The sequence below is a fragment of the Gemmata sp. genome (assembly GCF_051859125.1).
Lineage (GTDB): Bacteria > Planctomycetota > Planctomycetia > Gemmatales > Gemmataceae > Gemmata.
Genome location: NZ_JBHYGG010000094.1, coordinates 1 through 13382, shown reverse-complemented (window position 1 = coordinate 13382; position 13382 = coordinate 1). Strand labels below are relative to the sequence as shown.

The window sequence follows — 13382 nt, the reverse complement described above, 5'->3', positions numbered from 1 at the left end:
GAGCCCCCGAAGGGGGCGGCAGTTCGTAGCCCAGGGTGCGAACCCTGGGGCCGCGGGGTGCCAACCCTGGGGCCGCCGGGTGCGAACCCTGGGGCCGCGGGGTGCGAACCCTGGGGCCCCGGGCGACACCCCGTCACCGCGCCCGCCGGTACAGGCGCCAGCGGTCGCCGGGGGCGTTCCCGATCCCCAGGAGGTCGCACTCGGGCGTGCTCCGGCCGTCGAGGTACGGGTCCAGCCCGTCGCACCTCTTGCCCGCCATCCACCCCAGCGCGGTCTCGTCGAGGTAGAGGTAATCGACGCCGCGGCGGGCGAGCAGGGCCGCGAACGGCTCGCCCGGCCGGGCCGCGGCGGCCACCTCGCCGAACTCGGGGAGCAACTCGCGGTCGGTGACGAACCGGGCCTCGGGGTGGACGTACCACCCCACGCTCGTTCGGTCGGGGACGACCGTGACGACCCCCGGGGCGGCGACCGCGTCCCGGTACGGGAGCAGCCGCGTCACGGCGGCGGCGACCGGCTGGGTCCTGTGCTTCCCCTGGACGAAGTGCCGCGGGACGATCAGCACCAGCGCGACCGCCAGGAGCGGGGCCAGCCGGCGGAGCCCGTCGGCCAGGTGCCACCGGGTGGCCGCGGCGTGGACGCACATCCCGGTCAGCGCGATGAGGGACACGCCGAACGCGAACAGGTAGCTCGGCCGGGGCCGCTGGGTCACGACGACGAGCGGCACCACGGTCGCCACCGCGAGCACCGCGGCCCACCCGAGCCACCGAACCGACAGCCACGAGCGCCACCAGGCGCGGCGGTCCCGCCACAGCGCCGCGCCGCCCGCGGCCCACACCGCGAGGAGCGCGACCGTCAGCGCCGCCGCGAGCGGGCTGTTCAACCGGGCTGCGACGGTCCCGTCGTAGTCCGGCGACACGGATCCCGAGGCCCGGTTGAACAGGAGCAACTGCAACCCGCTGGGCGTGAGCGAGGCGTTCCACGCGAAGTGCTCGGCGACGGCCCGCGGGTTCGCGGCGATCATCTCGCGGAGCGTCAGGTCGCGGCCGCCGAACGTCTCCTCCATGAGCCCGTGGCACTGGGTCCACGGCGACAGGTCCCACTCGGGGTGCCGCTGCTGGTGCCCGAAGGCGTACACCTGGGCCATGTTCAGCGTGTGCTTCTCCTTCAGGTGCGTCGCCAGCTTCGGGTACTTCTCGCACGAGGCGGCGTAGGCCGCGGCGCACAGGCCGGCCGCGGCGCCCAGGGCCGCCGCGTACGCGAGCGCCGTGCCCGCGGCCCGGGTCCGCCCGGCCCGGAGGTGGCGCCACTCGGTCGCGGCGAGGACCAGCCCGAGCACCGCGGTCGGGACCGACAACTCGTTCCGCACCAGCACGGTCGCGGCCGCGAACACCCCGAGGGCCGCCGCCCGCCGCCACGGGCCGGTCGCGGTGAGCAGGAGCAGCCAGCCCGCGAGCACCGGCAGCGCGCCGAACAGGTGGACCTCGTAGAGCGTGTTGAACGCGATCGGCAGCGCGGCCCACCACGCGGCGCACAGCCACGCCACGCCGGCCGGCAGGAGCTGCCGCAGCACGGCCAGCACCAGGGTCGCCGCGGCCAGGACGATGACCACGCGGTGCGCGAACGTCGCCCGCACCGGGTCCGCGTCGAGGAACAGGAACGAGCCGTAGAACGACGTGTACAGCGGGGACCAGGCGACGTCGGTTCCGAACCCCCGGAACCACTGCCAGGCGTGCGTGAAGTACGCCACGGTGTCGCCGCACGGCACGTCCTGGTACGCCCACACGCCCCACACCACCTTGAGTTGCAGGAGCAGCAGCAGCGGGTACGCGACCCACGGCGCCTCGAACGCCGCGACCACGCGGGGCCAGACGGTCGGGGCCGCCAGGGCGAACGGCGACGGGGAGCGGCGGAGCGCCGCGGGGGAGCCGAGCATGGGTGCGTCCTTGCGAGGGTCAACGAGGTGCGGTCGCCCGCGGGGTCACGCCGCGGGGCGGTACGCGCGGGGCCGGACGCCCGCCGCGGGCGCCGCCGCGGCCCGCGGCCGCGCGACCAGGACCGTCTGGTAGCCGAGCAGCCCGGGGGCGGCCCACGTCGCCAGCGCGAGCAGGCGGTTCGTGACGACCATCAGCGGGTTCTTCGGGTCGAGCCCGAACGCCAGTTCCAGCGGCATCACCGTCGCCCGCTGCTCGGTCACCTCGTACCCCGCGCCCTCGAGCAACTGCCGGGCGGTCTTGCGGGTGAAGAACCGCAGGTGGGTGCGGTCCAGGATGCCCCGCGGGCGGTACTCGAACCGGCCGAACAGCAGCCCGAGCCGGACCGTCACGTTCGCGACGTTCGGGACCGACACGATCACCCGGCCGTGCGGCTTGCAGTACCGCTTGCAGTCCTCGAGCATCCGCTCCGGGGACCGCAGGTGCTCGAGGACGTCCTGGAGCAGCACGAGGTCGAACGCCCGGTCCCCGAGCGCCCGCTCCGCGCCGGCGAGGCCGCCGTCGAGGTCGGCCGAGACGTACAGGTCCATCGCGCCGGCGCGGGCCGCGGATTCGAGCAGGTCGATGCCGACGACCCGGTTCCCGTTCCGGGCGACGAGGGCCGCGAAGTGCCCCTCGCCGCACCCGACGTCGAGGATCTCGTGCCCGGTGCCCGCGAGCCGCCGGAAGTAGTCGTGGCTCGAGAACCGCGACTCCTTGAGCGGGTAGTGCGGGGCGAGTTCGGCGTACTCGGGGGCCGCGCTCCGGCCCGACAGCGTGGCCCGGTACCGCCGCACCGCCGTGAACACGGCCCGCGCGTATCGGAACCCGGTCACGGGGCCGAGCCCGCTGCCGGGGTGCGCCGGGACCGGCACCTCGCGGAGCCGGAGCCCCTGGTGCCGGAGCTTGATGATGAGCTGCGTCTCGAAGTGGGCGTCGTGCGCCGCGTGCGAGAAGTCGAGCCCCGCGAGCGCGTGCAGGCTGTACGCCCGGTACCCCGAGTGGAACTCGGTCAGGGACGTGCCGAGGAAGTAGTTGGCGTACCTCGTCAGCACCCGGTTCCCGAGGGACTTGTCCAGCGGCACCCCGCCACGGTCGGGCGCCACCCGCGACCCGAACACCGCGTCGGCCTCGCCGCTCACGATGGGCGCGTACAGGTCGGCCAGCACCTCGGGCGCGTGCCGCCCGTCGCCGCGGAGCACCACGACCACGTCGAACCCGCGGTCGGCGAAGTACCGGTACCCGCGCATCTGGTCGCCGCCGGACCCGAGGTGCTTCGCGCCGCGGACGACGGTGAGCTTCTCGGCCCCGAAGATCGCCCGGAACCCGTCGGCCTGTCCGGTGGCCGCGTCGTCGAAGACGGCGACCTCCTCGATGTTCTCCCACACGTCCTTGGGGACGCGCTTGAGCGCGGCCGAGAGGGCGGCTGCGGTGCCGTAGGCGACGACCAGGACGCCGATCCGCTTTCCCTCGCAGTCGGCCAGCGCCGGCGGGCGGACGACGGCAAGTGGGGTGCGGGCCGGCTTCTCGCGGCGGAGCGCCCGGGTCGCCACGAGCAGGCCCAGCGCGGCGACCGCGGCCGCGGCGGCGAAATAGGCGATCGGCTCCACAACCCCCCCGTTCACACAACCGTCCGGGCACCGGTACTCGCGTCGGAAGAACCCTTACACTGCCCAGAAAACGGACACAAGACCAACCGCGGGGCCGGGGGGGAGTGGGGAAGTGGGGCAGGTGCTGGAATCGGATCCGGCGCACTCCGTGTGCCGCTCCGAGCGCGCGACCGAGGAACCGTTCACGGAGTGTGCCTGGGACCACTGCGTCACCGCGCCCCGTACAGCGCCGGCGGGAACACCTCGACCCGGAGCCGCCGTTGAACGACTTCGAGCACGATCTCGGTCACGCCCTCCTCGGGCACGCACACGAACTCGCCGTCGGCGTGGACGCACAGCGGCGACTCGCTGTGGACCTCGATGCGGCTCGCGCGGCCCAGCGCGATGAGCCGGTGGTTCTCGGGGAGCCGGCCCGCGGCCATCGCCGGGAGGTAGCGGAGCAAGTGGCCGCGGCGCAGACGGGTGGCGTGCATGTAGTCGAACGCGCCGTCGTCGAGCCGCGCCGCCGGCCGCAGCGGGAAGTTGCCCTCGCGCTGTGCGTTCAAGACAGACAGCGCGAGCGTCGGCGTCACCACTTCGCGGCCGTCGAACCGCACGGTCATTGTCGGCGTCGCGAAGTGCCGCACCATCGCCTTGAGGAACGCGAGGGCGTACAGCGGCATCCCGGCGAGCCAGTGCGTCTTGCGGGCCTCGACCGTGACCATCCCGTTGAACCCGACGCCCAGACAGCACACCATGAACCGCTCGCGGCCGGCCGCCGTCACGCGGCCCACGTCCACGTCCATCACCTCGGTGGGTAGCCGCTCGCCGCGGCGCTCCCACCACACGTCCATGCCGAGCGAGTAGGCGTAGTCGTTCGCCGAGCCGATGGGCCACACGGCGAACACGGTGTCGCGGCGGCCGCTCTGCAAGACGCCGTTTGCGACCTCGTGAACGGTACCGTCGCCGCCGGCCGCGACAACCCGCGCGAACCCCTCGGTCGCGGCGTCGCGCGCCAGCTCGACCGCGTGACCGGGCTCGCGCGACGGCCGCACCTCGACCTCGCCGCCGAGCGAGGCGCGGACCCCGGCGAGCAGCTTTTCGGCCCTCCCGCGGCCGGCCGCCGGGTTGTAAATCACACACGTGGCGGCGGGCATGGGTCTCTCGGGGTTGCGGCGATGGTGACGCTCCGGCCGATGGTGGAGGCTGACATACCGGCGGCGGTCGCGCTGTGGCAAGTGGTCGAGGGAATGTGCCTGCGCGGCGCGGACAGCCCGCCGGCCCTCGCCCGCTACCTGCGGCGCAACCCGGGGTGCAGCTTCGTGGCCGTCACGGCGACCGGGGAACTTGCGGGCGCGTGCCTCGCGGGGCACGACGGCCGCCGCGGGTACTTGCACCACCTCGCGGTTTCGCCGGCGCTCCGCAAGCAGGGCACCGGCCGCCGGTTGGTCGAGCACTGCCTGGCGGCGCTCAAGAACGAGGGGATGGACAAGGTGAACTTCTGGGTGACGGCGGGCAACGCGGACGGGATGGCGTTCTGGAATCGCGTCGGCGGGCGCGAACGCACCGACCTCGTGGTGGTGTCCATCGCGCTGACCGACGACCCGAACGCATGACACGGCGAGCCGGGAGCGTGAGCGACCGGAGTTTGCGCTCTCTGCTGACGTTCTCTTGGCACACGCCAAATGCGGCTGGCGGGCCGCCACGGAGGGCGGCCCCTACCAGAAGGTTCGCGTTTGGTTTGTAGGGGCCGCCCTCCGTGGCGGCCCGCGTGAGGCGCACGACTCAAAGCCGCAGAGTTTGCACAATGAACGGCCTGCTCGTACTCGACAAGCCCGGCGGGATGACCTCGCGGGACGCGGTGAACCGCGTGCAGAAGTGGTTCCCGCGGAAGACCAAGATCGGCCACACCGGCACGCTCGACCCGCTCGCGACGGGGGTGCTGGTCGTGTGCATCGGGGCCGCGACGCGCCTCGCGGACTACGTCCAGGCCATGGGGAAGAGCTACGCTTCCCGCTTCCGCCTCGGGGCGACCAGCACCTCCGACGACGCCGATGGCGAGGTGACCGAGACGCCCGCTGCGGTGCCGCCGACGCGCGAGGAACTCGAAGACGCGCTCGCGGCGCTCGTCGGGACAATCGAGCAGGTGCCCCCGGCCGTTTCGGCGCTGAAGGTGGGCGGCCGCCGCGCCCACGCCCTCGCGCGCCAGGGCCGCGACGTCGAACTCGCCGCCCGGCCGGTGCGCGTCGACGCGATCCGCCTGACGCACTATAAGTGGCCGTTCGCGGACGTTGAGATCGATTGCGGGAAGGGGACGTACATCCGCTCGATCGCCCGCGACGCGGGCTCGCAGCTCGGCGTCGGCGGCATGGTCGAGACGCTCCGACGCACCCGCGTCGGGCCGTACACCGCGGAGCAGGGGATCGGCCTCGATCGCGGCGCGGCGGGCCTGAAACTACTGCCGATGCTGAGCGTCCTCGACGGCCTCCCGCAAGTGCGCCTCGGGGCGGCCGAGGTCGTGCGATTGCGGCAGGGCCAGCGCGTCGGCTTCCTGGCGGGTGTCGGGGAGCCCCCCGAGGGGGCCGAGGTCGCGGTGCTGGACGAGTCCGGTGAACTGATCGCGATCGGCCGTGCGGAGGGCGGGCTCGTTAAACCGGAGTGCGTGTTGGCTCACGCTGTGCCGGGGTGACACTCATCCCACGGAGTGCTGCATTTCCCAGAGCGCGAGGCGGCGGAGTTCCGGGTCGGACGCAAAGTGCTCCCGAATCAGCGCCTCGGGGTCGGGGGCCAACTCTCGCACCACCGCCAGAGCTGTGTGGAGTTCCCCGACGCCCTTCGAGAGTTGGTGGCCGATCGCGTCCAGGAGCGCGGGAAGCGCCGGCTCGGCTGCGGCCCCGTAGGCCTTTGCGACCCGTGCGAGCGGGCCCGCGTCGGCCGGATGCGAGCGGAGGAGGCTGATGATTTCTGGGACGACGAGGGCCGCGTCGGCCCCGATGGCGGCGAGTGCCGGGAGCGCCGCCGACCAAACGGGGCTCTCGGTCTGAACCAGGTCGAGGAGGTGCGGGACGGCGGCCGTCGCGTCCGCCCCGAACGCGCCAAGAGTCCGGGCGGCCTCGAACTGCACCGCCCCGTCGCGGTCGCGGAGGCAGCGGCACACGGCCGCGATCACCTCCCGTCCGGTCGCTCCCGCCAGGGGCACGTCCCAGAGCGCCCCGAGCCGGAACGTGGCGCTCGTGTGCGCCAGCCCTTCGAGGACGGCGGCCGCTGTTGGCGGCGCAGGTGGCCCGTGATCCTCGTCGGGTTGGAACAGGCTGTCGCGGGTCTTCCGGAGGTAGCGAACGCCCTTGTCCATCGCGCCCCGCGCGTCCGGGCGGAGGTGCCTCGCCCAGGCCGGGCTCGTCTCGCGCCGGACGTATGCGAACACCCCGAAGGCGTACCCGAACGCCGCGGCCGAGAGGTAGCCCTGCCGGCCGACCGACCAGCCCGAGAGGTTCCCGTCCGTCCACGACGACTCGTGCAGGGTCGCGTTGGCGTTGAACACCCCGACGCCGAGGAACACGGTGAGGAGGTCAGTGACCTGCTCGTGGTCGGCGGTGCCTTCGGAGAGGTGGTTGCCGCCGAGGAGGATCTCGTGCCCGACCTCGTGGGCCAGGGTCGCGATCAGCGCCATCGGGTTTGCGAGTTGCGAGGCCGCGACGAACACGTTCGCCCGAGCCCGCCGGACCGGCGTCCGCGACCGTTCGCCCCGCTGGTACCACCCCGCCGCCCCCGGCATCGCCCCGTCCGGGAGGACGGTCAGTGTGAGTGTCGCGGGGTCGACCCGCATGTACCGGCACACCCGATCGAAGCACTGCCTCGCGCTGGCTTCGTCGGCCCCATAGTTGTCGGGGAAGAACGCATCGGTCGGGAGCACGACCGGGGCGTCGCGCATGCGGTCGATGCCGAGGCGGCCCGCCAGCCAGCGCATGCGCCGCTCGATCCAGGCTTTTTCGGCCGTACCCAGCGGGCACGTCGGGGCGAACAGACCGAACACCGGGCACCTCCAGACGCGCGTGAACCACCGGTCTGCTCGTCACGCCGTCTGCAAGTCCCTGAGGTTCTCCTCGAGCGCGGCGATCTGCTTCTCGGTGTCGGCGACGAGTTCGCGCTGCTGCTGCACCACTTCCGGCGGCGCGCCGGCCACGAACTTCTCGTTCGAGAGCTTCGCCCTCGTGCCGTCGAGCGACTTGCGCTTGTCGGCGATCTGCTTCTCGAGCCGCTTCATCTCGGCCCCGGGGTCGATCAGCCCGACGAGCGACACGTGGGCCTCGAACTCGGGCCGCACGATGCCGCCGGCCTGCTTCGGCTTCGCCACGCCCGGCCCGGCGGTGAACGTCGCGATCCCCGCGAGCGGCCCGATGAACGCCGCCAGCGCGTTGAAGTCCGCGGCCACGGCGTCGGCGCACTTCACGGTCACGTCGAGCTTCGTCTTGTCGTCCACCTGGTAGCGGTTCCGCACCTCGCGGACGCTCCGCACGAGGTCCTGCATGCGGGCGAACCGGGCCTCCACCGGGGCGTCGATCCACGCCTCGGGGTACGTCGGCCACTTGGCGATGACCACGCTCTCCTCGGCCTGAGCGGGCGACGGCAGGCCGCGAACCGGGGCCACCTCGCCGAGCGCGTGCCACAGCGACTCGGCCACGAACGGCATCACCGGTTGCACGAGCCGCAGGATGCCGTCGAGCACACCGGTGAGCACCCGCTGCGCCGGCCCTCGGGTCGCGGGGACTTTCAGCCGGCCCTTCGACATCTCGATGTACCAGTCGCAGAACTCGCTCCACACGAAGTCGTACACGAGTCGGGCCACGTCGCTGAACCGGTAGGCTTCGAGTGCGGCGGTCACGGCCTTCGTGGTGGTGGCGAGCCGCGACAGGAGCCAGCGGTCCTCGGTCGGCAGCGCCGCCACGTCCACGGGGCCGGGCGTGTACCCGTCGAGGTTCATGAGCATGAACCGCGTCGCGTTCCACATCTTGTTCGCGAAGTTGCGGCCCTGCTCGAACCGATCGGACGCCTGCTTCGCGGTCGGCCGCTCGGTGTCCTCCACCGGCCACGGGCCGCCCGGCCGGAACTCCTTCTTGCACTTCGGGCACGCGAGCTTCTTCGTGCGGAGCCCCAGGTGCTCCTGCTTCTGCGGGATCAACTCGCCGCAGTGTGGGCACTGGTTCGACACCGGGAGCTTGCTGTCCTGCGTTTCGCCGGCGATGGACGTCACGTAGTACCGCAGCGCGTCGGTCCCGTAGGTGTCGATGATGTCGAGCGGGTCCACCCCGTTGCCCTTGGTCTTGCTCATCGTCTCGCCGAAGCCGTCGAGCACCTTCGGCGTGATGTAGACGTGGTGGAACGGGATCTCGTTCAGGTTGTAGAGCCCGGTGAGCACCATCCGCGCCACCCACAGCGTGATGATGTCGCGGCTCGTCACGAGCGTGCTGGTCGGGTAGTAGGAGCGCAGCGCGTCCCAGTCCGGGGCCTCGCGCCCCGGGTTCGCCTCGGGCAGCGACGGGCCGGGCCAGCCGAGCGTGCTGTGCGGCCACAGCGCCGACGAGAACCACGTGTCGAGCACGTCGTCGGACTGCGCGAACCCGTCGGCCGTCAGCGCGGCGATCAGGTCTTGATCGTCGTGGGCCAGACAGATGTGGACGGTCCGCGTCTCGTCCTGCGCGGTCCAGGCCACGTGCGGGATCGACGCCCACGTCCCCGCTTCCAGAGCGAGCGTGTCCTCGAACGTCTTCTGGTCGGCGAACGTGCGGCTCCACACGGCGATGCGGTGCCCCCACCAGAGCTGGCGGCTGATGCACCAGTCGCGCTTCTCGCCGAGCCAGTCGAGGTACGAGGTCGCGTACCGCTCGGGGAAGAACTTCACGCGGCCGTCGGTCACCGCGTCCATCGCCATCTGCGCGAGACCGGGCTTGCCGTCGTTCCGGTCGGCCATCTTCACGAACCACTGGTCCGACAGGTACGGCTCGATCGGGGTCTTGCTCCGGTCGCTGATCTTGAGCGGCACCTCGCGGTCTTCCTTCCCCACGTAGAGCCCGAGGTCCTCCATCTTCTTGGTCACGGCCTCGCGGGCCTTGTACCGGTCGAGCCCCTTGTACTCGCCGCCGGCGTCGTTGATGGTGCCGTCCGGGTTCAGGATGTTGATGATCCCGATCTCGGGGTGCCGCTGGTAGCAGGCGTAGTCGTTCGGGTCGTGCGCCGGCGTCACCTTCACGCACCCGGTGCCGAGCGCCGGGTCGGCGAGTTGGCCGTCGGCGATGATCGGGATCTTGCGGCCGGTGTGCGGCTGCGTCACGAGCTTGCCGATCAGTGCCTTGTACCGCTCGTCGCTCGGGTGGACGCACACCGCGGTGTCGCCGAGCATCGTCTCGGGCCGGGTGGTGCTGAACGAGATGAACTCGGGTTCTCCGGTCGCTGGCGCTCCCGGCTCGCCAAGAACCTGGTACTTGAACGTCCAGAACCCGCTCTTGGTCGGCACCGTGTCGGTCTCGTCGTCGGCCACCGACGTTTGCAGGTGCGTGTCCCAGTTCACGAGCCGCTTGCCGCGGTAAATGTACCCGTCGCGGAACATCTTGAAGAAGGTCTCTCGCACGGCCCGCGCGCACACCGGGTCGAGCGTGAACCGCGTGCGCTTCCAGTCGCAGCTCGCGCCAATCTCGCGGAGCTGGCCGAGGATGCGGGCCTCGTACTGGTCCTTCCACTGCCAGATGCGCTTCACGAGCTCGTCGCGGCCGAGGTCGTGGCGGGTCTTCTTCTCCTGCTGGAGGAGTTGCCGCTCGACCACCGCCTGCGTGGCGATGCCGGCGTGGTCGGTGCCGGGCATCCACAGCGCGTTGTAACCCTGCATCCGCCGCCAGCGGATCAGCACGTCCTGCAGGGTGTTGTTGAGCGCGTGCCCCATGTGCAGCGCGCCGGTCACGTTCGGCGGGGGGATGACGATCGTGTACGGCTTCTTCGCCGGGTCCGGCTCGCTGTGGAAGTACCCCTTCTGCTCCCAGAAGGTGAGCCACTTCTCCTGTGCGGCCTTGGGGTCGTACGCCTTCGGGAGTTCGGTCGCCATGTGTATCGGTCGGGTTGGTGGTGGTCAGTTCGTGGTGTCGCCGCGGAGCCGCTTCAACTCGACTTCGAGGTCGGCGAGCTTGCGGGCGGCTGCATCGGCCCGAGCCTTCTCGGCATCGGCGCGGGCCTTCTCGGCAGCGAGGCTCTTGCGAAGTTCGGTGTCGTCCTCGATCCGCTGCCCGTCCGGGGTGTAGCACACCACGCGGTTGCCCTCGGACCTGAGGAACACCTCAACGACTTCCAGCCACACACGGCCGTCGGGCTCGGGCGGTAGCGGTTCGTACTCGGTCGGCCCGGCCTGGAACGCCGTGATCCCGCTCGGCCGCTTCCCGCCGCCGTAGGGGAGGTCGATCAGCACGAAGAGCGGGACGCCGGCCCGGTAGAACAGGTTCGGCTTGTCGGTCAGATCCTTCCGCCGCGTCGTGGGCGACGTGATCTCGACGACGATCAGCGGGCGGGCGCCCATCTTCTTGACGGGAAACACGGCCCGGTTCCGGTCCCACTCACGGGCCTCCCCGTTGAACACGATCACGTCCGGGCCGAGGATCCGCAGCCCCGGGACCTCGAAATCGACCATGTGGTCGCCGAGCACCCGCAGCCCTTCGCGGCCCGCGATCCGTTCGCGGAAGACCGCGACCAGGTACCGGAGGTCGTCGATGTGGGCTTCGTTGTTCACGACGAAGTCCGCCTCTTGTGGGTAGAGGAGATCTTCCTCCGTCAGCGGCACCCGCCACTCCGGGTCGCCGTCCGGCGTGTACCGCCAGCCGAGCGCGAACGGGTCGTCCGCCGTCGGCACCGGCGGCGGCACCGCCATCTCCAGGTCGAGCTTCACGCCGTGCCCCCCTTGGTGGCCTCCTCGTCCTTGAACAGTTTGTACTCAATCGAGTCCACCAGTGCGAGCCAGCTTGCCTCGACGATGTTCTCGCTCACGCCGACGGTGCCCCACACGTCGGCGGTGTCGCGGGACTCGATCACCACCCGCACCCGGGCCGCGGTCCCCGCGCGGGCGTTCACCACCCGCACCTTGTAGTCGACCAGCTTCATCTCCTCGAGTTGCGGGAAGAACGGGACCAGGGCCTTGCGGAGCGCGCCGTCGAGCGCGTTCACCGGGCCGTCGCCCTCGCTCACCGTGTGCTCGACGCTCCCCCCGACCCGGACCTTCACCGACGCCTCGGTCGTGGCCGTGCCGTCGGCCCCGGCCTCGATGTTGGCCCGGTACGCGACCCGCTCGAACCACGGTCGGTACAGCCCCGCGGCCTTCTTCACCAGGATGTCGAACGACGCCTCGGCCGCCTCGAACTCGTACCCCGCGTTCTCGAGGTCCTGCACCGCGGTGAGGATCTTCGCCATCAGCGCCTTGTCGTGGCTCACCTGGTACTTCGTCGTCTTCGTCAGGATCGTGGACTGCCCCGACAGCTCCGACACCAGGATGCGGCGCTCGTTGCCGACCTGCTCCGGGCGGATGTGCTCGTAGGTCGTCGGGTCCTTGGCGACCGCGTGCGTGTGCATCCCGCCCTTGTGGGCGAACGCGCTCTGCCCCACGAACGGCTGCCCGGGGCGGAAGTTCATGTTCGCCAGCTCGTACACGTACCGCGACGCCTCCGTGAGCCGCCCGAGGCTCTCGGGCTTCAGCACCTCGTACCCGTACTTCAGGCCGAGGTTGGCGATCACGCTGACGAGGTCGGCGTTCCCGCACCGCTCGCCGAGGCCGTTCATCGTGCCCTGCACCTGGGTCGCCCCGCCGCGGACCGCGGCCAGCGAGTTCGCCACCGCCAGCTCGCAGTCGTTGTGGCAGTGGATGCCGATCCCGCACGCGACCGCGCCCCGCGCCGCGGCGACCACCTCCGCGACCCGCTCGGGCATCGTGCCGCCGTTGGTGTCGCACAGGATCACCACGCTCGCCCCGGCGTCCGCGGCCGCCTGGAGCGTCTGGAGCGCGTAGGCCGGGTTGGACCGGTAGCCGTCGAAGAAGTGCTCGGCGTCGTAGAACACCTCGCGGCCCTGCGAGCGGCAGAAGCCGACCGAGTCGGCGATCATCTTCAGGTTCTCGTCGAGCGACGTGCCGAGCACGTTGGTGACGTGGAAGTCCCACGTCTTGCCCACGATGGTGACCACGGGCGTCTGCGCGTCGAGCAGCGCCTTCAGGCACGTGTCGGTCTCGGGCGGGCTGTTCTTCCGCCGCGTCATGCCGAACGCGCACACTTTCGCGTGCCTGAGCGGCAGGTCGCGGACCGCCTGGAAGTACTCGAAGTCCTTGGGGTTCGACAGCGGGTACCCGCCCTCGACGTAGTCCACGCCCAGGTCGTCGAGGCGGCGGGTGAGCAGCAGCTTGTCTTGCAGGGAGAAGTTCACGCCCTCGCCCTGGCTGCCGTCCCGCAGGGTGGTGTCGTAGATGGAGACGCGGCTCATGGAATCCCGTTCGGTGGTGTGTGGGAGAGGGGCACGAAAAAACCCCGGAGCGGGGGCTCCGGGGTCGGCCAGGTATCACGTCACCCTGCGACCCCGATCACCCGCTGGTAACCGCCACAACGGCGGTGCGCACTCCCTGCGCGGCGGTAATCGCGGTGCGGACCGGGGCGTTTGCGTCGAACGGATTCACGGCGGTGTCCTGCGTGCGGCTCGGGAGAATCTTACGGCGGGCTCTGCGTTCGTCAACGGACGCGCCGCGCGAGCGGGTTTGGGCGAACCCTGAGCGCCAGCGAGGGGGTGCGCCTCACCCCCTCGCTGGCGC

The 13382-nt window shown here is 71.4% G+C and carries 9 protein-coding genes; 2 read left to right on the top strand and 7 right to left on the bottom strand.

The window, feature by feature from the left end; all coding sequences use genetic code 11:
- Positions 1-133: 133 nt before the first annotated feature.
- The 3 genes from ACTIGN_RS10440 to ACTIGN_RS10430 form a co-directional block, all read right to left on the bottom strand.
- Entirely contained in the window at positions 134-1933 is a 1800-nt protein-coding gene (locus ACTIGN_RS10440) for a hypothetical protein (protein ID WP_439623518.1), read from the bottom strand.
- Positions 1934-1978: 45 nt separating this feature from the next.
- Positions 1979-3580, bottom strand: a complete 1602-nt coding sequence (locus ACTIGN_RS10435) for a methyltransferase domain-containing protein (RefSeq protein ID WP_439623516.1) — start codon at positions 3578-3580, stop codon at positions 1979-1981.
- 209 nt (positions 3581-3789) lie between these two features.
- A complete protein-coding gene (locus ACTIGN_RS10430) occupies positions 3790-4716 on the bottom strand; it encodes a diacylglycerol/lipid kinase family protein (protein ID WP_439623514.1) in 927 nt (308 codons plus the stop codon).
- Positions 4717-4737: 21 nt separating this feature from the next.
- Here ACTIGN_RS10430 and ACTIGN_RS10425 point away from each other — a divergent pair, with 21 nt between their 5' ends.
- Together ACTIGN_RS10425 and truB are read left to right on the top strand one after the other, a co-directional pair.
- Entirely contained in the window at positions 4738-5175 is a 438-nt protein-coding gene (locus ACTIGN_RS10425; protein WP_439623512.1) for a GNAT family N-acetyltransferase, read from the top strand.
- A 191-nt stretch (positions 5176-5366) separates the two neighbouring features.
- Positions 5367-6248: a tRNA pseudouridine(55) synthase TruB gene (gene truB, locus ACTIGN_RS10420; RefSeq protein ID WP_439623510.1), complete on the top strand. Its 882-nt coding sequence runs from the start codon at positions 5367-5369 to the stop codon at positions 6246-6248.
- Between the two features lie 3 nt (positions 6249-6251).
- Here truB and ACTIGN_RS10415 read toward each other — a convergent pair whose 3' ends face one another.
- The 4 genes from ACTIGN_RS10415 to cimA are packed head-to-tail and all read right to left on the bottom strand — an operon-like array spanning position 6252 to position 13060.
- Complete coding sequence (locus tag ACTIGN_RS10415; RefSeq protein WP_439623508.1) at positions 6252-7592, bottom strand: HEAT repeat domain-containing protein; 1341 nt, start codon at positions 7590-7592, stop codon at positions 6252-6254.
- 39 nt (positions 7593-7631) lie between these two features.
- Positions 7632-10652, bottom strand: a complete 3021-nt coding sequence (locus ACTIGN_RS10410; RefSeq protein ID WP_439623506.1) for a valine--tRNA ligase — start codon at positions 10650-10652, stop codon at positions 7632-7634.
- Between the two features lie 24 nt (positions 10653-10676).
- On the bottom strand, positions 10677-11483 hold the full coding sequence (locus ACTIGN_RS10405; protein ID WP_439623504.1) for a Uma2 family endonuclease: 807 nt from the start codon (positions 11481-11483) through the stop codon (positions 10677-10679).
- Positions 11480-13060, bottom strand: coding sequence for a citramalate synthase (cimA, locus tag ACTIGN_RS10400; protein WP_439623502.1), 1581 nt, complete (start codon positions 13058-13060; stop codon positions 11480-11482). The genes ACTIGN_RS10405 and cimA overlap by 4 nt, the downstream gene beginning before the upstream one ends.
- Positions 13061-13382 lie beyond the last annotated feature (322 nt).